The sequence below is a fragment of the Haloarcula sp. NS06 genome (assembly GCF_051122755.1).
Classification (GTDB): Archaea; Halobacteriota; Halobacteria; order Halobacteriales; family Haloarculaceae; genus Haloarcula.
In genome coordinates this window covers 295,055-316,010 of sequence record NZ_CP184845.1, presented here as the reverse complement: position 1 = coordinate 316,010, position 20,956 = coordinate 295,055, and the positions used below count along the sequence as shown (strand labels likewise).

Here is a 20,956-nt window from a genome sequence, read left to right as displayed (position 1 = left end):
CAGCCAACAGCTGTCTCTGAGGCCTCGAAGTAATTGAGGACTGGCTCGCTTATTCGGACGGAAATGTCGGGGCAAGCAGCTTGGGGCCACAGGCCCGGCGTCGTGTCGTAGGAGTGCTCGGTGGTACTCTTGGAGGGCGGAATACACAAGAGACCATCATAGTCGCTGGCCACTAAAACATACATATCAGCGTGTCATAGAATACGTCTCACGCCCCCTACCTGGTGACTTTGGCTTTGCCATCGTCATCTTGGGTGGTGTCGGATTCGCTACCCTGTTGGGTCTGCCAATATCGGCGTCCGGGTTACTGTTTCGGAGGGAAACAGTGTAGTGAGCCGACGCATGATTCTTGATGAGGAGTCGCTGTTGGACATAGCTCTTGCCTCCTCGTCCCTCTCGAAAAGTAGCCTCGATAAGCGACTACTGTCATGCGGTTTCTTTCTTAGCTAAGGACGGATGCACTGTATTTCAGGTTCTATTCAGACGGGAGTCGGCATGGACCAGATGTTGTCGTTCACTCGGAGAGGGTGTCATAGAACGGTTGGCTTGGTTTTCTGATACCGGTCGAGAGAACTGCTGTTGTTACTTTTGAATAGCGGCAATAATGTCTACCTCTCAGACAGCGGTTTTCTGGAAGCTACTGAAGTGTGTGAATCGTTCTATGACACCCTGAGTAGAATACACAGAACTTGCCAGAGTTGAGAGAAACGCTTCTATCTGTCTGTCCGGAGCGAGGATGCTGCGCCGATGCCTGTAAACTCAATCTGTGCTCCACCACTAGGACTTTCGGTTACGGTTGCACTCCAGTTATGAGCGTCAGCAATTTGTTTGACAATTGAGAGTCCAAATCCAGTCCCACCGCCTGTACTTGTATAACCGTCCGTGAAAATCTGGTCACGCTCTACTGGATCAATACCGGGTCCATCGTCACTGATAAAGAATCCATTTGTAAGTGTATCAACTGTAACCGTCACGTCGGTACCACCATGGGTCACTGCATTTGCAAAAAGATTCTCAAGCAGTTGGCGGACACGTCCTGGGTCGGCCTCAAATTCAATATCATCATTGATGATAAGTTCAGCGTTAGCGGTTTCTAGAACGTCCCAGCAATCATCGGCGAGTGATGCAAGGGAGACTATCTCAGTGGTATCGATTAATTGTCCCCGTTGTGCGAGTGTGAGCACATCCTGAATGAGCGTGTCCATCCGGTCAAGTGCCCTGTAACCTCGGTCAAGATGATCGACATCAGTCGTCTGGCGAACGCCATCAAGTGTCCCTCGTAAGACCTGCAGTGGATTCCGCAGGTCATGAGTGACAGTCTGAGCAAACTCCTCAAGCTGCTGGTTCTGTTTCGTAAGCTTCTGTGTTTGTTCGCGGAGAAGTGCCTCCCGGTCGACACGCTCCAGCGCGGTCTCAAGTGTCGAAGCGAGAATCCAGCCGAACCGCTTGTCTGTCCTGTCAAACGCGTCTGGCGTATTGGCTGCAAACACAAGGAGTCCGTGACCTACCAAGGGATATAGCAGCGCGCTACGGCCTGGGGTATCTGATGGGAGCGCTGGGTGGTCGCTCGCGTCATCCACATATTCTGGCGTCCCTGAATCGTACACTTCCCAAAGGAACGTACTGATGGGGTCGGCATCTGCGCCATGTTCGAAACCATGGTGTGTACTGAATTCCGCTGCGAACGTATCGGTCGTAAAGAGTGGTTCCAAGACTTCTTCACGCTCATCTTCTTCGATGAACCCGGCGAGAGTCGTTCCAAGAATGTCTGCTGCGGCATCAACAGTAAGCTCAATCGTGTTAGTCAGAGTCGTGGTTTGCATTAGAGCACTCGTTCGCTCTTGAAGCAGCGCAAGCCGTTGCTCTCGGTCGAGACGATCAAGCGCACTCTTTGTATTCTCTGCAAGGAGTTGCCCTAACGAGACGTCAGTATCGTCGAAATCACCAGGCTTGGTTGAGTTTGCGAGCAAGAGACCATGCTCCCCAAGTGGGAAGTACAACCCACTCCGAAACACTGTTTCAGGGTTGTATATCTCTTCAGCGTTGTGGATGTCGTCGTACTGTCTGGCCTCTCCAGACTGAAATGTTTCCCAGGCGATTCCATGATCAAAAGTCACTAGTTTGTCGACGAACCGCTGTGTTCGGTCTGACACGGCGACGGGTTTTAGCCCGCCTGCTTGTTCATCGTAGAAGTGGACGCCGTTCAGTTCGAAATTAAGAATCGCGTCTGCTGTGTCGCTAGTGATCTGTGCAACTTCTTGTTTGGTTTTAGCATCATACAGGTCACGCGTCGCTTTGTGAAGCTTCTCAAGACGACGTTCGCGTCGATGACGATCAGTGATATCAGTGAGAGAGAAAACGACACTCTCGACTGAGCCTGCATTCAGAATTGGTGCGCCGCTCACAGCGAGTGAACGCTTCGTCCCATCGGGCCATCTGATTGTATGCTGGTCTCGTACCTGTTCACCATCATTCAAGACACGCCTGAACGGTAATTCGGTATCAGGAATTGGATTCCCGTCGGGGTCTCTGATATCCCACTCAGGATCGTTATACGCACGCCCTTCGAGTTTTTCTTGTTCCAATCCGAGCACTGTCTCAGCCCTGTTGTTCGCGAAAATAAACTGACCGTCTCTGTTGAGCTGAACGACACAACTCGGGACAGTCTTCAGCACCTGTTCGAACCGGCGGCGCTCTCGAGTTGCCTCTGTCACAGTTTCGTCGGTTGTGACAACAGTACTGATACTATCTGCTAGCAATTCGTATGGCTCGTCGCTCTCCGTCTTCTGGAGGTAGTCAGAGATACCCGCAGTAACGGCGTCACCGGCAACCGACTCGTTCCCGTACTCGGTGAACAAAATAAATGGGAGGGTAGGGTGGTTACTCTGGATGTGTTCGAACAGTTCGAGCCCAGTACCGTCTGGGAGCTTGTACTCTGAGACGATGCAGTCGTATCTATCGTTGCTCAGAGCCTGCAATGCAGACCCCAACCCAATAACAGTCGTGACCTGGACTTGGGCGTTCACCTGTTCAACTTGTTCAGCTGTTCTACGTGCGAACTCCAAGTCTCGCTCAACGTATAACACCTGAACGGTCATGAAATTAGATTGACCGCAGGCTACTAGAATGTTGCTTCAAATGTAGCCTGAAATGAGTATATATAATATCAATATAAAATCATCCAGTAATTAATTACTGAGTGCGTGGACCACCCACTATCGGGCGGATGCCTATCGCTGATGTCAGCGACTGTCGTCGCGAACGATAGTACGGACTTCTTGCTCTGGGAGCCTGTCACTATGGACGGCTGGTTTCTCAAGCGGTTCCAATTGTAGTACTCGTGAGGATTCGTCTGAAGCGTTTTGTGCGTTCTACTCGTTTCTAGTCGACCACTATCCTAAGTCCCTGAAAACTATCTTGAAGTGAGCATATTGTCGAGAAGAGTCTTAATCTACCAAATCCACCATCGAGCGTAGTTCAGATTCGATTTCCGCCATCTGCTCCGGGTCCCAATGGAACCGTTCCTCTATCCCCTCGTCAGTAAACCGGAGTGAAGCTCGTACGTCACGAGTCCGGTCGTGCTGGAGGAGTGCTACAGCGTACGCGAGCATCTGCAGTCGATAATGTTCCGCAAGCACATCCGAGGTTGTAGCTGAGAGATCGTTGGTCTTGTAGTCGATAATGTGGAAGGCATCCGGCAGGACGAGCAGCCGGTCGATGTCACCAACAATCCGCGACTCATCGATTCGGGCGACAACAGAGTACTCGTTGTGAACCTCCTGAATCTGGGCACCGGACTCAATGTGGCCCACATATTCGACTGCATCAGCAGCGTGGTTGACAGCTTCACGGAGGTCTGCTTCTGTCGGCTCTTCATCAGCCATCTGACTCAGGCGGTAGATGAGGGTATTCCACTCATCTCTCGATGGACGGAGTTCGTTGATCCGGTGAACGACCGTCCCGAACGTCGTTGGACTCAGGCCCGCCGATTCCTCACGGTGAGAGTAACTGTGACCGTCTGTAGACGCGTCTGCCACCGCATTCACGAGCGTCGTGGCCGCGATCCGTTTCGCCGGCGCTAGTGACGGCGGTGAAGGAATCGATATCTCCGGCGCTGGATCAACAGCGTCGTCGTCGGTCTGCCAGTCTACTGGGCGTGGCGGCCTGCGAACGGAATAGCTGGCCCCGTCCATCTCGCCACGGGCCTGTCCATCCCGAATCGCCTCGGCGACGAGTGCTCCATCGAGGAGGGCTGGCTGTAACCAGTCGCGCCATCGGTCAGCGTCGTCGAAGTCGGCAGGCTCGCCAAGTTCGATTGTCCCGGACTCGTCGACGTCGAGTTCGATGGCCTCCAACCCCTCTTCCAGCGGTTTAAATCAGAGGTGATTGACCATGGCCACGACTGGTAATCCCAACACGACCGACCGCACGCTCCATATCCGATTCCAAGAAAGTAGTGACGATGATCTTGAAGATACCCTCGCTGCACTCGATCGAGGCGAAATGCCTGCCCCACATCTCGAAGTCGTGTATCACGATCCAGCCGATGTCCATCGAGTCACTCGACCAAAGTCCCTTGAGCTCTTGCGGGCGATCGTCCAGCACGACCCTGACAGTATCCGTGAGACAGCTCGCCTCGTTGAGCGAGATGTGAGTCAGGTTCACCGAAACCTGACCGAACTTGAAGAACTTCACTTAGTTGAGCTCGTCGACGACGGCGAATCGGAGCGATCGTCGGTTTGGTACGAGGCAATTGATATCGATTTGCCGCTCGTGACACCGGATGTCGGATCGGACGAAGCGACGGCATAGTTACACTGGACCAGCATCCTGAGACTCGGAAGTGATATTTCTGGCGCAGCGGGTTCAGGAAAGCCGGATACTACGTGGAACAACGGGTACGGTGTCGGACGAATAGTTGAACGGCATATCGAGGAGACAGAACACGCGCCAGAGTGACGCAGTTCACTCCTCGGATACGGTGGGGCAAAGAATTCGTGCTGCCTTTCGTTTAGATCCGGCGCATTGTGGTCACTGTTTCTCGACCAGTCACACGCCAGCGACACCCGTTCCAGACGGATTCGACACGTTCGAAACGACCGTCTGATCGCGGGTTGAACTGAATTTTGCGCTTCGGGCCACGGACCGGTTCATAGACGAAACCCTTCGCGTCGGTTAGCGTCACGGTACGACTGTCTGTCGAGTTGTCTGGATCAGTCATTGGTGAGTCACAACTATGGGTAGAAACCGCGCTAAGCCGCGTGTAGAAGAGAAGCAAGCTACCGACTTAGCACCGCCGTGCTTGCGGCTAAGACTGCTGTTTTACACGCAGACGGTGCACTTCTGCTTCAGGACCGAATACTGACTATGAGGGGGCTGTTGCATGCATACCGACCGATAACGTCAGCGTGTTGTAGAATCTCTCATATCATATCCCTCAACGGTTCAATTCGAACGGCGGAATTCTCTGCCACGCATTAACATACTTATAATAAGCAGTTCACAATCCAGAGTATCTATGAGCGAGACAGCTGATACGATTCACGTTCTCCATGTCGATGATGACCCAGACCTCGCCGATTTAACCGCGGCGTTTCTTGAGCGTGAGAACGACCAGCTGGATGTTCAGACTGCGACCAGTCCCAGCGAGGGACTGGATGTACTTGCGGACATGAAGCCGGACTGTATCGTCTCCGATTACGACATGCCCCAACAGAACGGAATCGAGTTACTCAAAGCAGTCCGGCAAGAATATCCTGATCTTCCTTTTATTCTCTATACTGGAAAGGGGTCGGAGGAAGTCGCCTCAGAGGCGATATCGGCTGGCGTGACAGACTACCTCCAGAAGGACTCCGGACCCAGTCAATACGCGGTTCTTGCTAATCGAATTAGGAACGCTGTCAGACAGTACCATTCTCAGCAGATAATCGAACAGACTGAGCGAAAACTTTCCCAGATTGCCGGTAAATCAGAAGACGTTCTATTCCTGGTCAATGCGGATTGGAGTGAATTTCTGTTCGTCAGCTCGTCTTATGAAGATATTTGGGGGGAATCAATCGCTGAACTGAAAGCGAACCCGGAGTCATTTCTAGAGAAGATTCACCCTGACGACCGGGAGAACGTCCGGAGGTCGATGGACTGTCTCATGGACGGCAAGCCCGCCGAACTCGAATATCGCGTTCGCGGTGCGGATGGGGACTATTTCTGGGTTCGCGGCCCAAGCAAACCAATCTTCGACGAAGACGGGACCGTCGCTCGAATCGTTGGCTTCGCCCGAGATATTTCTGAGCAGAAAGAACACGAACAGGAACTCCAACGAGTCCAGACCCGAATGGAATTCGCACTTGACGCAACCGACGCTGTCGTCTGGAGCTGGAACGTCGATACCGACGAAACCGAGTTCTATCCATCCGCCGAGAACCTGTTCGGGTCCGAGGTCGACACTCGAGAGGAATTCCTAGAAATCGTCCACCCAGAAGATCGACAGCGAGTCCAAGATATCTTAGAGCTGATGCTGGAGACGGGTGAACTGAAGCAGGAGGAGTTTCGGATTTTCCGGGATGGAGAGGTGCGCTGGATTGCCGCACCGGGCCAGCCAGTTCTCGACGATGACGGACCAAATCGAGTACTCGGAGTCTCTAGAGATATCACCGAACGCAAAGAGCGCGAACAACGCTTCACACAGGCAACGGCGCGGCTTGAGGTACTCTTCGAAGAATCCCCCGATATGATTAATATCCACGATACGGAGGGGAACATCATCGATCCAAACCCGCTTTTATGCGAAGAAACGGGATACGATGAGGACGAACTGACTGATATGAAGGTTTGGGAACTCGATCAGGAACTCGATCCTGAGGCGGCACGTACGCAATGGGACAATATGGAGTACGGGGATCGTAGACGCTTCCAGGGAGTTTACCAACGGCGTGATGGCTCCGAGTTCCCGGTGGCAGTTCATGTTAGACGTCTCAGTGTGAGTGGAGAAGACCAGTTTATCGTAATCAGTCGAGATGTCACCAAGCGCAAAAGGTATGAACAGCAACTCCAACGAGAGCGTAATCTCTTTCGAGCGGTCTTCGAGGAAAACTTTGATACAATGATCCTGACTGACGACGATAGACAGTTCCTCAAGGTCAATCAGAGTGCGTCCGAGTTGTTTGGACTCTCAGAGAAGTCGTTAGTAGGCCGAACGGTCGAGGAATTCACGCCGGCGGATTTCGATTTTGAGGAAGCATGGCGAGAGTTCCAGCACTCGAATAAGAATCGTGGGACCTTCCCAATTGTTCGACCTAACGGTGAAGAACGGATCGTCGAGTACGCCGTGACAAGAGATGTGATCCCGGGCCAGCACTTAGCAGTTCTCCGTGACGTGACTGAGCGAGAACAGCGCCAGCGAAGACTCCACCGACAAAACGAGCGATTGGAGGACTTTGCAAGTGTTGTCAGCCACGATCTTCGGAATCCGTTGAGTGTAGCCGAGGGTAATCTTGAGCTTGCTCAAAAAGAATGTGACAGCAAGCATTTAGAGAATGTCGATCGCGCTTTGGGTCGGATGGGAGCCCTCATCGGAGACCTCCTGACACTAGCTCGCGAAGGCGAGGCCGTCTCCGATCTTGATCCGGTCGATCTCCGGGCGATTGTCAAGAACTGTTGGGCAAACGTTGAGACGACGGATTCCACGCTTGTCATCGACATTGAGAAGCCGATCTTCGCTGATGAGAGCCGCCTGAAGCAGGTAGTCGAGAATCTCGTCCGTAACGCTGTCAAGCACGGCGGCGATGATGTGACTGTTACTGTCGGTGAGTTGGATGATGGCTTCTACGTTGAGGATGACGGATCAGGGATCCCAGAGACCAAACTGGATACTGTGTTCGATGCTGGCTACTCGACAAGCAACGACGGAACTGGCTTTGGGTTGAGTATCGTCAAGCAGGTCGTTAGTGCCCACAACTGGGATATCCACTTGACTGAGAGTTCTAGCGGTGGTGTGCGGTTCGAAATTACTGGCGTTGAGTTCGTAGCTGAATAGACGCTCTGTATCTGCACTGCTTTCTGTAGATGCCGATATCCCAATATTTCATCACACGCTACTCGCTCGCTGCTGAAGTCTTTCACAATCAGTTTAGTCGCTTCGCTCAGGCCGACACCACCCTGTTGGTGGAGCATCCAAGCTCGAAGTCCGTGTCCTGTGCAGCGCCATTCGGCTTGCTTGCCCGCCGCTCGTCCAACGTGGACTCGTTCAGGTTGTATGCCTTGCGCGATTTCTGCGCTGCACCTTCTGCCGTCACGTCCTCACTGAACTCGGATGCTTCGATGACCCGACTCCGCGGACTGTGCCGGCTGACGTACTCGCCAGTGCCTGCTTCGAGGCGCTGGATGAGCGTCCACTGGCAGGCGTGAACCTTCTTGTCCGCGCCACGTGCCCCGTAGTCGCGATGGGGCTTTCCGTCGATGATGCGAACGACATCGCCTTCGTGGAGGTCCGTCACGATGTCGCCTGCCCACTCGGTCCAGTTCCGACAGTTCCGCGTGTTCTCGTGGATGATGAACTTGAATGACTCGCCCGTGGCAACATCCTCGATGAGTGCCACCTGATGTTCACTCGCGTTCATCGGGTCAAACAGCCGAACCACTTCGCCCTGGACGGTCACGGTCTGTCGCCAGTCCTCGATGTCGCCCACCGCGGTCGGCGCGACCTTGTAGTAATCATCGGCATTCTGCACGGCGCTCAACGCGGCGTCCCGCGCACTCCCCGTCTGGAGTCGCTCGTGGCACAGCAGGTGCAGCGCCCGCCGTTCGGTCAAGTTCGTCTTCTTTGCGACCTGCTCAACGTACCGGCCGAGCGCCTGAATCTCCTCACCGATGCGCTCGACTGGTGACCACGACTCGTCGGCCTCCAGCCCGGCTGCGAGTTTCGCTCGTTCGTCGAAGTCCGCGAGGTCCCGGTCAAGCCGGCCTGCGGAGTCGTGTTCGGGCTCCGGAGTGACTGCCGGCTCTGACGCAACCGCCGTGGCGCCGTGTCGGCTCGCCGCCGCTCGCTCCCGGGTGGGCGACATCCCGCTGTCGGCTTCACTCTCACTGTCGGCGTCGAACCAGCCCGTCGCGTACTTCACGTTTTCGACCGGGAGCTCGTCAAGGGACGGCTCGCTGCCCTGCTCCACGGGGTCGGCACTCGGTTCTGCGATGGCTCGTGCCTCGTTGGCCAGCCGGGTGTGGTCCGTCTCTTCGGCAACACGCTGCTCGTAGGCAGCGAGGGTCTCTTTGGGACGACGGTCAACGAGTTCGGGGATTGGCTCCTTGTCCGACTGGTCGGCAACGGGCAAGTCGTCCAGTCCCATGTTCTCCGCGACCTCCTCATCCGACTTCGTGTCGTATTCGCCACGGTCGAGTCGCTCCGGTGAGGTAAACCGAACGTCACGGTCCACCTTGAACTGCTGGGTGTTGTCGCCCTGCATTTCCGCCGTGTCTTCGGCCGTCTCGACCGACTGCCCTTCGTCGCCCTGGGCAGCCGTCAGGAGCTCCTCTTGGTTTTCGAGGTGAGCGCCCATCGGGGCCGTCGGCGCTTCGAGTTCCCTGACTTCCGGGTTCTCGTTGGTTTCTGGCGTGTCAAGGTCGAACATTCGCTTGGCAATCTGCTCCTCGCTCTGGTAGCCGGCACTCGCCGTGTTCGCGTCGCCCAGCGTGACCTCGTCGCTGCTGGTGTTGTTGAAGTCAGTACCGTCGTCGGAAGTGTTGTATTTCGTCATTTCGAGTCACCGTGTTTGCAAGGGCAAGACCGCTCTGCACCGCACCTCTCTCTCTACTTACCCTGCACTCCCACTGCGGGAGTATATAAAAGACCCTCCGGGTTGCCCACGTGTACCGGCTGACTGGCCAGCCGACAGTCGCGGAATACACCCGAAACAGGCACACTACTGCTTCCTCTCCAAAATATCGTGTTCGTACCATCTCTGTAACAACTTCTCAAATGCTTGCACTACAGAGATGCGGTGGCTGGTGCTGTGGGGTCGCCGTAGCGGTTGCTGTAGCGGTGGCCGTAGCGGTTGCTGTAGCGGTGGCCGTAGCGGTTGCTGTGCGGGTGGCGGTCGCTGTAGCGGTGGCCGTGCGGGTAGCGGTTGCTGGCCGTGGAGGACTGAAAGGGCGAGGTCGGTCGATCCGTCCCGGAGCCCGTAAGCACCTACTGGAGCGCAGCGTGGCTCCCGGAACGTGCGGTCGACCGGGCGAGGGCTTTCGGGCGGTCGAAGGGTCCAGCCTGCCTGTCGGTCACTGGCTTACGCTCGGACCACCCGCTGGACGTTCCCTGCCTCGTCGAGAGCGTAGTCCATCTGCTGGCGCTCGCCGTCGCGACAGGTGTAGGCCCGTGGCAGTGTCTCGTTCAGCCACCGTTCGCGGTCGGCGTCAGTCTGGATGGCCTCGTTGGGCCGATGCACGCTGAACAGGTCCATGCTGACCCAGCGGTTGACTGTGTACTCGCCGGTCGGCGTATAGACCTTCACCCGCTGATCCTCGACGTCGACGCCCACGACGGCGACCGCCGACTGCCCTTCGGCACATTTCAGCCCGTCACCGATATCCACAGCGTCGGGGTCGATATCGAGGTCGTCACTCATCGTCGTAGAACTCGTCGGCGGGGATGCGCGTTTCCTGTCCGGGACCGTGGACAATCTGGACATCCTCTCCACGGCGAAAGACGGTGTCAGCTGGCGTTACGTCGTCGGGACCGCGCGGCGGGTCATCGTATCGTCCCATGGTCTGTGTCAGCCCCGTCGCCCGAATATCGCGATCCCGTTGGCAACAGTGGGCTGAGGTGGCCTGCACAGAGCCGGACCGCCGCCCGTTAGGGCAAGGTGGAGCGTTTCCCCGAGCGCTTGCGCTCGGGAACCGCAGGCGTATAATAAAACAAGAGAGTGGCTGTTACCGGGGAGTCGGCCGCCCATGGCGCAACCAGAAGCGCTGGGTCAGGTAGGCGGTGAGGTACATGATGCCCAGCAGGATGACGCCCTCAACGGGGCTGGACATCGCTGTCTGGACGATCCACCCCAACGCGCCGATGCAAGCGATGGCCAGCTCCACGTCGGCGCTGTTCATCGGTCTTCCTCCGGGTCTTTGAGCCTGATGGCGTGCTGGGTCTGGAGGGACAGACCCGACACGACTGCGTCCTGCACGGCCTCGTCGTAGATGGCTGTGGAGGGCTCAAGGCTGACCGGGAGGTACAGGCCACGGTTCTCGTAGTCAAGCGAGACCTCGATGGTGCCCAGCGACTTGGTCCCCTTGGTGAGCTCCACCTCGACGACCGAGGGGCAGCCGCCGACGTCGAGGTTGTCGGGCGCGTTGGCCTCGATGGGTGGTTCGGCGTCTGGACCAAGGCCGTTGTACTGCAGGTCCTCGCGGATGGCATCGATTTCAGGGTCTTCCAGGGCCTTCGATGGCGGGGCCGGCTGGCCGTTCTTGCAGGGCTTGCACAGGAGGTCCTCGTCACGCTGGTCCGCTTGGTAGGCCGTGGATTCGTCCGTGGTGAACTGTCCGCCGCAGTTGTCACAGCTGACTGTAACTGCCCCGGGACGAGGCGTGTCTCGCGTGTTGACTGCCGTGCGACTCATAGGAGGAGCCCTCCGAGGACGGCGCCGACGAACGTGATCCAGATGAGCGCGATGCAACCGAACACTGCTGCCTTGGTGTGGAAACTGAACATGGCTCACTCCAGCAATATTACTCGAATATCGCTGCGGGTCGTTCCGTTTCCTTTCGGCGATGATCGGCAGGGGACCAGTAGCCGGGACCGCAGCCCGTCAGGGCAAGGTGGAGCGTATCCCCGAGCGCTTGCGCTCGGGAACCGCGCGGGTAAGAGGCGATCGGCCAGCCGGCGTGTATCGGCTGCCAAAAAAAGAGGCCGGTGGGCGTCAATCGAACTGCGTGCCACAGTTCATGCATTCGCCGTACGTCTCTCGGTGGCGTCGGCCGGGAAGTTTGAATCGCCGCTCTGGGAGGGCCACGACATGCGGGTCGTCGCAGCAGGACTTGGTTGTGTCGTCCCACTCGTCGTCGGCGGTGACGCCAGGGCAGTCTTCCGAGCAGTCTTGACAGTAGACCTCAAGCTGGTCGAGGACATCAACCACTTGGACGGGGCTGCACTCTTCCCCACACCCATCGCACGTGGTGCGTGTCTCGCGGGCAATGGCTTGTGCGTCTTCCAAGCGGTCCCAGCCGAACTGCGTGTCACACGTTTTGCAGATGGCATACACGCCTTCGAAGCTGTCACTGCGTTCACGGACAACTCGCGGCACCTTCGAGATGGAGGGGGACTCGCAACAGCGGTCAGTCGTGTCGCTCGATTCGTCGTCGGTCGCGTCGGTGGTGTTGGCAGACATCTCTCTTCGAACTCCGGCACTCCACTTGCGGGAGTGTATAATCAATCCACCCGGACTGCCCTCGCTGTTGCCTCCCGAATCGGCTGTATACGGGAGCTGATACATTCGGGTATCGAGTTCCCCGCTGCCCTGCCTCCATCGCGACGGCTGACCGCCACCGTGACCGGCGGCCGTTTTCACTCTGGTCCGGGGGTCTGTTTCACTCCGGCGTCCTGTCTGGAATAGCGTTCTGTCTGCTTCCGTGGCTGTCCGTGGTCCCGTCTTCCTCTCCCTTTCTGTATAGTTTCTTCCTCACTGCTTGTTGCTGGTGGCTCCACCAAATTTCGGGTTTTCTGTTTTTTCACTCACGTTTCCGGAATTCTTCCACTACACTGCTGTGCTGTTGGGGTGCTTCCGGGGGCTTCTGCATTGCCGTGGAGCAGGTGTGGTCGCGTTCAGGCTGGGGTTGTGCTTCTCGGTCTTGTCTCGGCTTTCTGATACACGTCTCACTGCCTATCCACTCTGCCTGTCACTCCCGCTGCACCCACCCCTCGGGAGGACTGAAAGGGGCCGGGGGCTCGATCCGTCCCGGACCCCGCAAGCACCGCAGCTCGCGAGGAGCGCAGCGGCGGTCCCGGAACGGTCGGTCGAGCACCCGGGGGCTTTCGAGGTCTACACCATCTCGGCCACGGCTGTCGCGGTCGCCGCCCCGGTGGTCTTGTCGAGGTGTGACACCCCACTGTTTCCGCTGTTACTCCACCCCCCATTTCGAGTGTTGTCCAAGGCCGACCCCACGGCGATGAGCTACGCCGACCACGCGCCAAAGCGCCTGTGTTGTAAACCTGATAGGACTGCGTCTCTCCCTATGGGTAGTCTGTTGCCTGCCCCACTGTGCCCTACGTCTCTCCCCATGGGGCTCACCCCGTGTGCAAGATGACTTCCCACTCTGTTCCTCGAGTCTGTCCTTCCCCATTGTCGCCATGGCAGCCGCCCACCCAGTCGTCGCGATCTCCCTTCCACTCTGGCTCCGGCCTGGCCGACTGTCCCACCGTCGACGACGTCTGTGGTCTCACCTGCCTCGCCATTGCCGGCGGCCTGCTGCTGTGTCTGCACACTGAGTTGCCACCTGTCGCGTCTGCCTTAGTCATTCTGATAGTTCACCCCTCTCGGGGGTCGCCCCCTTGGCGCTCTGCTGAAGCCCCTTTCTGGTCGGCTCTGGCTTCACCTCTGTATTCCCGTATTCCCCCCTTTCTCTTTGGACAAATACCCCAGGAATACAGAGAGTGTACGCCGACTAGAATTAACCATAGATGCTAAAAAAGAATCTAAGCCCGTCATTGATGTGTGGACGCTTCTTTTCACTGATGAGAGGTTGATATATGGGCGAAGAACTCTTGTAGCTCCTATATACAGCGGTATTAGAGGATTTTCGGCCACTGAATGAGCACTTTAGAGAGTGGACGCCGGTTAGAAGTGTGGACGCGGCTGATTTCGGTAGATTAGAAGTTATTGCTGGAATTTGGCGGGTTCTAAGGTGTGGACATTGCGGTAGAAGTCTGGACACACCTGATATTAGCCGATACGGGGTGCTAGTCACTCCACTCACGTCCGAAAAGGTGTGGACATCGCAGTAGAAGTCTGGACACGCCTGATTTCAGCCGATTCGGGGTATTCAAGGAGAACTATCTACCCGTAGAGTGGGTATATCACGACGTAGAAGTCTGGACACGGCAGATTCCATAATCTATGCGGGTGGCAATGAGTAAGCGTCTGACAATCCTACTGGTCCTGATATATCTACACTACCGAGTTGCCTACTGTGGTGTAGCAACTAGAGGTAGTGTGGGTCAGGCAGAAAATGGCCGAGCAGCAACTAGCTACAGCGACGAATATCTTTCAGACCAATTAGGCCTGATACTGACCTGCGCTGTTACTGTCGTCGAGCTGGTCGTACATCGCGTCGGGGAAGGGAAGACTCTGGTAGATGTTGTATGGGCAGAATGACTTGCCGACACAGTGGCGCTGCATATCGTGGTTGTCACAGTGCATCGGAAGCGGGGGATTCCCGTCGATCTCTCCGTGCCGTAATTCATAACGAGCCTGATAATCGGTGGTGTCTCTGTCGTACCAGTCCCACTTACTTTCGAAGAGATCGTGGACGTCAGCGACCACCGCATCTTCGCGCTCGGCTTCGGGTAGATCGTGGTAGCCTTCGAGCCAGAACACCATCCGAACGAAGTTGAACAAGTCTTTTCGTACAGGTCCACCGTTATCTAATTTTAGGGCATCAATCATATTCTTGAAGCACGGTAATTCGAATATATCATCCAGTTCATCGACCGTGATTTGCTTATAGTTTCCACTGCCACGACCGACTGAATAATCTGCGGTTCCTCTGTCGTATCGTTCAATCTGAACGGCGGGGTAATCGGATGAGTCAGCCATTTCACCTAACTTCATTGCCAGCGATTTCGTATTTTTGATATTTCGTTTTGCCCGCCCCTCACCGAACCCATCGGCGTCGTATTCCATGACCGCTTCGTAGTAGTCTTCGGCCTGATTGTACTCGGTGCTGTCGAGGTCGTCGGCTTCTTTGGCCGCGTTGCGGACGAGTCGAAGGAGATTATCTTGGGGGTCCCAGTCGGTCCAGAGGTCTTCCTGTTCACCGTGACGTATCAGCGCCTCGATAGTCTCTTTGATGACCTCGGCTTGGTTGTAGGCGTACTGGAATTGCTCCTCCGGAACCGATTCCCAGGTCACGCTGGCGATCCGCTCGAAGACGTCTTTCTGACGCTCGGTCAGCAGGGCTTGCCCATGGTCAATTGGGACGTAGATACAATTATTGTCGATGTGGTAATTCGGCTCGCCAACAACTTCGTTTGTGTCGGGATTATAGCTCCCACCCCAGCCCCCATTGTGGAAGCGGGCCTGACAGATTTCGCTCGCTGCGGCAAGTGGAATCTCGGTGAACCAGTCGAACTCTGGGTGTTCGTCAGGGCGTTTTTTCAGCGCACTTGCGCCCTTCATTGGGCGGGGTCGTTCGTGGTCAATCTCGGCCTTGTAGAGTTCATCGAGAAGTTCCCCAGTCGTCTGCATATCCATCTGAGTGACGATGCCCAGTAGCATCTGCGTGTGGTACTGGCGAACGTACTGGATGAGCTGTATCTTCTCTGGCGGTGCATTCTCGACTTTCGGATGCATCCTGATGGCACAGGCAGTGGTGGCGGCGATGGCAGTGGCCCGTGCTGGGTCCATGATCGGCGGGTCTTCTATCCGCTTGTTCCGAACAGAGCCGTCCATTGCCTGCTCGAAGAAGTATTCAACGTCGGCAGCAAGGGCCTCGGCGTCGTCGTCGTACCAGTCATAGCCCCTATCGAGTAGTTGGATAACTTCGTTGTCGGAGTGAAGATCAGCGAACAGTGCGACTTCGATGGCCTTGCGGTCGGTGTCGACGTGCATGGTTACTGGGTTGCTTCGGGGGTGTCACAGACTGCTGGAACAGCCTCTGAGCGATAGTCAAAGTCTGGACTTTCGATTGGCGTGACGACGCGAGAGACGCCGGCATGAAGCGAATACGGGAGCCTGATAACACGCGATTCGTCTGTCGTTACAGGCGTGTCGATGGGGATGTCTTTCTTCTCTTCAAGTATGGTGGCGATGTGCCGCCGGGGAACCTCGCTGTATCGGTACTCCGGGTCGGGGTCATACATGTAGACGTGACAGCCTTGCCCGGAGTAGACGACTTGTGTGGCGTCGGTGTCCAGGCTACTCTCGAAGTAGTCTTTGACCTCAAAGCCGTATTCCAGCGCCTGGTCGAGGTCCTCGAAGCGGTAGGGGAAGCCCTCTGGTGGCGCGTCGATGACGCCGGCACGCTGCTTGAGGCTTTCCTCAGCGTCCTCTCCGTCGCCGTCGACGGCGGCTTTCGCATACTCCAGCGCGACGTCTTTGGCGTCAATGTCGACGACAAGGACCCAGTTTCGGTCGTGGAAATCGGTGCCGTAGTAGACTGCTTCTGGAACAGATGGGGCGTCAGCGAGCTCCGGTGAGACGAGTTTGTGTCGCCCGCTAATTGGGTCGTTCGCTGGTGGGGATTTGATGAACTGCTTGATACCGCTGTCGCCGGTCCACTGAGTGAAGTCACTGCTGTCATCACCGAAGGCTCCCCTCCGAACGAACTGTTTTCCGGGGACAGTGTCGCCTTTGACGGGGTACGCTTCTCGGAACGCAACCCCGACTTCCTTTGGTTGGCACTCCCGGACGAACGCCGGTATCTGATCGAAATACTCGTCGAACTCGTCCTGATAGTACTCTGCGATTTCGTCAGTGGTAGCTTGTTTCCAGGCCATTAGTTGTTCTCCGCCAGAGTTTTGTACGTTTTAACGATATCAGCACCCGGCTTTGGCTCGTCATCTAATTCTGCTTGCAACCTCCCTACTCGGTTTATTATCCGAACTGCGAGCGAGTCTGAGAACACGTGTTGATTGAGCATTGACCAGACCTCTGTCATGGCTTCTGCCTTCGGGTATGCCCAGATTGCATCCCCGGGTGCTTCTGAGAGCTTCTTGTAATCTTCAACAACTGCATCTGAATTATTCCCGGCTGTCTCTACCTCGCCAGTAACTACGACACTGCCAATACTGTCATACCCAACAACATCGTACGTTTCACCATTGTACCGTGCGTAGGGTTCACTCCAAGCAACGTCCTCTCTGTCAGCAACGTGCTCTGTAAGAAGGTAGACCCCGACCCGGTGGGGCATCTTTTCCATGTGGTCTCCAAACTCATTCCCAGGGACACTGTCACTGACTACCCGCCATCCTCTGCGCGTTAGCGAGTAGTACTTTTTCCGGAGGACCTTCGCGTCATCAATATATCCGCACTCAATCAGGCTGTCAACGTCGGGGTTCCCGGCGCGATCCCGTACGCTTGTCATCGAGTCGGTCAGCGTATACCAGTCCAACTCGTCGCGGAATGCGGCGGCGATAAGCGCCATGAACTCCTTATCATCTTCCGAGAACTCGTGGTCGTCGTGACGATCTAAGTTGAAGTCCGCATACGCTTCTTTGAGCGGCGTTTCCAGAGACACGTTCGCCGGGTGCTCCGATGGCGTGTCAGTCTCTACTTCTTGTCCGCCGCTGTCCTCTTCGTCGGCGTTGTCTTCTGTGTCGTCACTAGCCTCTTCATCGGTATTCTCTGCGTCTATCAGTTCTTCCGCTAGTGTGGGTCCACTGTCATTCATGTCTTGAGACTCTTCGTTCTCGTCGTTAAGCATCCGCTCAAGTTCACTGTCGGAAATAATCTGGCCGCGGCTTTCCGGTTCAGCGCTGCTATCGTGTGTCTCGGGAGGTTGGGTAGGCGTTTCTTCGTCGTTCTCAGGGTTGTCGTCTGCTTCTTCGCTGTCCGTGTCCTCTTCCTCTCCCTCTCCCTCTTCGCTGTCCACTACGCCGGTATCCGACTCGGTTCCATCAGCAGGCTCTTCGTCGACGTCGGGGGCATGGGGCGTGGCTTCTCCGGTCGGCGCATCGACTTTTTGCATTGCTTCCGGGTCAGTCTCGCCGTCGGACGCCTGATTTTTCGCGCTGGCGTGGAGGTCAGTGGGCGTGATATCAGTGCCCTGCCGCGTAGCGACATTCGAGACGGTCAGAAGCGCCCGGTAGTACTCTTCCTCGGGCAAACTCGTCAGCAGTGTATTGACTACACCAGCGAGGGCGTCAGGCCTGTCGAAGATTAACTCGCCATATACGTCTTCGACCTCGTCTTCGGGGAGTGGGGTGAGAGAATCAAAGTCAGGACCGTCGTTGGTTTCGGGTTCTGTTGCCTCATCTCTCTCCGAGCTCGTGTTGGCTGGCGCTTCTGATTGTGGTGGTTCTGAGTCGTCGACTTGCTCTGGGCCGGCGGCAGAGTCAGCATCTGCATTGGGTTTTGCATCTGCGGTCGCCCCAAGAGGCACTGATTCGGAACTGTCCTCGCTACTAGTTCCTAGTAGCCCTCCAGCGCCTCCCGACGATTTCTTGTCGTCTTCGTCTTCACTTTCACTGTCTTTTGGGACGCCTGGTGTTGGGACGGCTCCTTTTTTATCGCCGTCGTCGCTATCGTCGTCGTCGGTGGCATGAAACCCAATGGCATCTCCAGAGGACTGCCGTTGGGCGATTTCTTCGGCGGATGGTCTGATGTACCCGTGCCGGTTCGCAACGTATTTTTGCCGCTGCTCATAGAGTTCGTAGAACTTCTCTCGCTCTTGTTCATCGAATGCCCCATCTCCTTCGGGGTGGCCATCGGGTATTCCGAGGGATTTAATCGAGAACGGCGGTGGAACGTCTGCACCGAACTGTGGTTCTGGGAGGTCGGCAATCCACTCGCCACCGCTCAACTTCCTGATTTTGTTCCGGATTTCTTTGCTTTCCTTGTCACCGTGAACAAGGGACTCGACGATTCGCTGATCCGGTTCGAGTTGCCCGATAATTTTCGTCTGAACGTTTGTGATGAGTTCGTTGTACGTGTCGCTGTCTGAGTGCTTACGGACTTGTTCGGGGAACTGCATCACCATGCCCAGCGACAACCCGAACTCCCGCGCTTCGGGTATGAGCGTGTTCGTAACGAGTTCTGTAGAGACGATCGGGGCAGATTCCTCGATAACGAGGTTTACCGTGTTCTCGATGTCTTCGTGAGACTTCCGGTCGTTGTACCGCGACCGGACTGCGCCCCACAGCGCTGACAGCACATACATCGAGAACGCTTGCTGGGATTCGTCGCGAACAAAGTCGCCGGTGTCGAAGAGGATGACCTTGTCTGACGTGAGGAGTTCACGAAAGTCGAGGGCGCTTTTCGGTGGGTCGATCTTGTCGTTGTCGTCGTTGTCGTTGTCGTTTTCCTTCGCCTTTTGATAGTCGTCTTTGGTGATCCCGTTGATTTCGTAGGACCCGGTTTCGTTGTCCCAGTCTGGATTCTGGTTGAACAGTCGGTAGAGGTTGATGTCTTCTTGCAGGTCGTCGAGTCGGTTGATGACGGCCTGCATCGTGTTTTTGAAGTCCTGTTCGCTGTTGTTGAGCTGGTTGGTCAGGATACGCTCGACCTGGGGCTGGTGAGACACACGCGGGATAGTCTGGTCGGCGTACATCTCGACAGCAGTGGTGTACAGCTCGTCAAGCGTGAAGCTATCCTGTCCATGCCGAGAGTCAAATTGAGATTTAATCAGCGCCCCCAGGACGGTCTTCGCAACGTAGGCAGTGTCGTAGTTCTCGTCCACCATCTGCATAATCATGTTGAACTCGTCAACTTTCAGTTGAATCGCGTCGTCGCGATTCATCCCTTCGTACAGGTATGGACGGATATCGAAGAACGAGATTGCGGGGAGGACTTCGGGGACGTCGAATATCTGGACGTTTCTTAGTTCCTCGAAGGTCGCGGCATGGGATTTGGCGTAGTTTTCGACCATGTCCCCGCTCTTGGGGTCAACGAGGATTGTGGGGCCGTCGACGTTCTCATGCAGCGATAGCAGCATTGCGATGGTGTTGATGGTCTTCCCTGCCCCCGATGCACCGACTTTCAGCCAGTGATTTGTGAGAACGTTTTCGGGGACACTGGTTGGCTCGTCTTCGGGGATACCGTCCTCGTCGAAGGCGTAGCCGATGTCCATGCCTCCAGTGAGTTGATTGTGTATCTGGGGCCGTGGCCGGCGGAGATGGTTGGCGTCAGCGTCAGTAGTCCCAGCAGATCGGAAGGCATCGCCGTCCATCTCTTCACCGCTGGGAATGATCATAAAGTCGCTGAGTTCGTCGGCGTTCAGGATGAGTTCTGGCCGCTTTTTCGGGTCGTTCCAGAGGTTGAATCTCGTGTGCCAATAGCGCCGGTCCTCGCGCGTGACGAGATCATGGTTCATGAAGTTCTCAGCGACTTCAGGGGCTGAGAGGTCCGTCCCGTCTGGAGGGCTTTGCGGAGCCGTCTCGCCGATGACGTGGTAGTACACTCCGTCGAGCGGGTCGAACAGTGGTTTGAGCGATCCAAGTGCTTCATCTGCGGCGGCCATGCTCCCATTTTTCAGCGGAGTGGCCGTGTCTGGGTCGGGGTCGAACTCTTCGTAGGGTGTGAGAGAGATTGCCCGGACGTTTGCGTTGAAGGTCTTTTTCGGACGCTTGTTCTCGATGAGTTTGATACGGCGGTACTCGTAGGCTTTCAGGTCTCTGTCTTCGTCTGTCTCGTAGCCACCGAGGACGTACTTTTCGAGCCACGGTTGGCTGAAGTCGCCGCTGCGGATGCTCTGTTTCCGTGATTGGGCTTTGTCACTCCAGTCGCGCCGTGCTTGGAATACGACTTGGAACGCGGTCGGCACTTCGGCTTTCTCAAGGTGTTCAAATAGGGTTTCGATGGTTTCGGGCGATTCAACGTCGCTTTCGTCATTGCTTTCTGACTCGTATTCGGGGTTGGATTCGGTAGCGGTTTTGAGTGTAGTCATCCAGTCCCCGATTGTTTCTTCTTGGCCGTACCAGCGCGTTGCTTTCGGGTGGGTGTAGTCCATCGCTGGACGGGCAAAGATATTGTTTCCGTCCGGTGTCAGGGTCGGGCCATCAAGGGTGAAATCGGCAACTTGGTTCTTGTCGTGGGCAGTT

The 20,956-nt window shown here is 56.0% G+C and carries 14 protein-coding genes and 2 pseudogenes; 3 read left to right on the top strand and 13 right to left on the bottom strand.

What is annotated here, in order from left to right:
- Positions 1-713: 713 nt before the first annotated feature.
- Together ACODNH_RS21335 and ACODNH_RS21330 are read right to left on the bottom strand one after the other, a co-directional pair.
- Entirely contained in the window at positions 714-3,098 is a 2,385-nt protein-coding gene (locus ACODNH_RS21335; protein WP_434531541.1) for a GAF domain-containing protein, read from the bottom strand.
- 348 nt (positions 3,099-3,446) lie between these two features.
- Positions 3,447-4,343: pseudogene (locus ACODNH_RS21330) on the bottom strand (PD-(D/E)XK nuclease family protein); the annotation flags it as partial.
- 49 nt (positions 4,344-4,392) lie between these two features.
- Here ACODNH_RS21330 and ACODNH_RS21325 point away from each other — a divergent pair.
- Both ACODNH_RS21325 and ACODNH_RS21320 read left to right on the top strand, forming a co-directional pair.
- Entirely contained in the window at positions 4,393-4,812 is a 420-nt protein-coding gene (locus tag ACODNH_RS21325) for a transcriptional regulator (protein WP_434531540.1), read from the top strand.
- A gap of 5 nt (positions 4,813-4,817) precedes the next feature.
- Positions 4,818-4,959: pseudogene (locus ACODNH_RS21320) on the top strand (IS200/IS605 family transposase); the annotation flags it as partial.
- A 52-nt stretch (positions 4,960-5,011) separates the two neighbouring features.
- Here ACODNH_RS21320 and ACODNH_RS21315 read toward each other — a convergent pair.
- Positions 5,012-5,221 (bottom strand): hypothetical protein, encoded by a 210-nt coding sequence (locus tag ACODNH_RS21315; RefSeq protein WP_434531539.1) that lies wholly within the window; start codon positions 5,219-5,221, stop codon positions 5,012-5,014.
- Between the two features lie 297 nt (positions 5,222-5,518).
- On the opposite strand from ACODNH_RS21315, the gene ACODNH_RS21310 reads away from it, so the two are divergent.
- Positions 5,519-8,032: a PAS domain S-box protein gene (locus ACODNH_RS21310; RefSeq protein WP_434531538.1), complete on the top strand. Its 2,514-nt coding sequence runs from the start codon at positions 5,519-5,521 to the stop codon at positions 8,030-8,032.
- Between the two features lie 106 nt (positions 8,033-8,138).
- Here the strand turns inward: ACODNH_RS21310 and ACODNH_RS21305 are convergent, their stop codons facing one another.
- From ACODNH_RS21305 to ACODNH_RS21260, 10 genes are all read right to left on the bottom strand, one after another.
- A complete protein-coding gene (locus ACODNH_RS21305; protein ID WP_434531537.1) occupies positions 8,139-9,749 on the bottom strand; it encodes a hypothetical protein in 1,611 nt (536 codons plus the stop codon).
- A gap of 230 nt (positions 9,750-9,979) precedes the next feature.
- Positions 9,980-10,180 carry a hypothetical protein gene (locus ACODNH_RS21300; protein ID WP_434531536.1) on the bottom strand — a complete coding sequence of 67 codons (201 nt, stop codon included), beginning with the start codon at positions 10,178-10,180 and terminating at the stop codon, positions 9,980-9,982.
- A gap of 94 nt (positions 10,181-10,274) precedes the next feature.
- Positions 10,275-10,613: a hypothetical protein gene (locus tag ACODNH_RS21295; protein ID WP_434531535.1), complete on the bottom strand. Its 339-nt coding sequence runs from the start codon at positions 10,611-10,613 to the stop codon at positions 10,275-10,277.
- The gene (locus ACODNH_RS21290) at positions 10,606-10,752 is read right to left on the bottom strand and encodes a hypothetical protein (RefSeq protein WP_434531534.1); all 147 of its coding nucleotides are present in this window, start codon (positions 10,750-10,752) and stop codon (positions 10,606-10,608) included. Before ACODNH_RS21290 ends, ACODNH_RS21295 begins: the two co-directional genes overlap by 8 nt.
- 165 nt (positions 10,753-10,917) lie before the next feature.
- Positions 10,918-11,091, bottom strand: a complete 174-nt coding sequence (locus tag ACODNH_RS21285) for a hypothetical protein (RefSeq protein WP_434531533.1) — start codon at positions 11,089-11,091, stop codon at positions 10,918-10,920.
- On the bottom strand, positions 11,088-11,603 hold the full coding sequence (locus tag ACODNH_RS21280) for a hypothetical protein (RefSeq protein WP_434531532.1): 516 nt from the start codon (positions 11,601-11,603) through the stop codon (positions 11,088-11,090). The genes ACODNH_RS21285 and ACODNH_RS21280 overlap by 4 nt, the downstream gene beginning before the upstream one ends.
- 300 nt (positions 11,604-11,903) lie before the next feature.
- Positions 11,904-12,371, bottom strand: a complete 468-nt coding sequence (locus ACODNH_RS21275; RefSeq protein ID WP_434531531.1) for a hypothetical protein — start codon at positions 12,369-12,371, stop codon at positions 11,904-11,906.
- Positions 12,372-14,255: 1,884 nt separating this feature from the next.
- The gene (locus ACODNH_RS21270; protein WP_434531530.1) at positions 14,256-15,809 is read right to left on the bottom strand and encodes a primase-associated protein; all 1,554 of its coding nucleotides are present in this window, start codon (positions 15,807-15,809) and stop codon (positions 14,256-14,258) included.
- A 2-nt stretch (positions 15,810-15,811) separates the two neighbouring features.
- On the bottom strand, positions 15,812-16,696 hold the full coding sequence (locus tag ACODNH_RS21265) for a hypothetical protein (RefSeq protein WP_434531529.1): 885 nt from the start codon (positions 16,694-16,696) through the stop codon (positions 15,812-15,814).
- Entirely contained in the window at positions 16,696-20,865 is a 4,170-nt protein-coding gene (locus ACODNH_RS21260; RefSeq protein WP_434531528.1) for a hypothetical protein, read from the bottom strand. The genes ACODNH_RS21265 and ACODNH_RS21260 overlap by 1 nt, the downstream gene beginning before the upstream one ends.
- Positions 20,866-20,956: the final 91 nt, after the last annotated feature.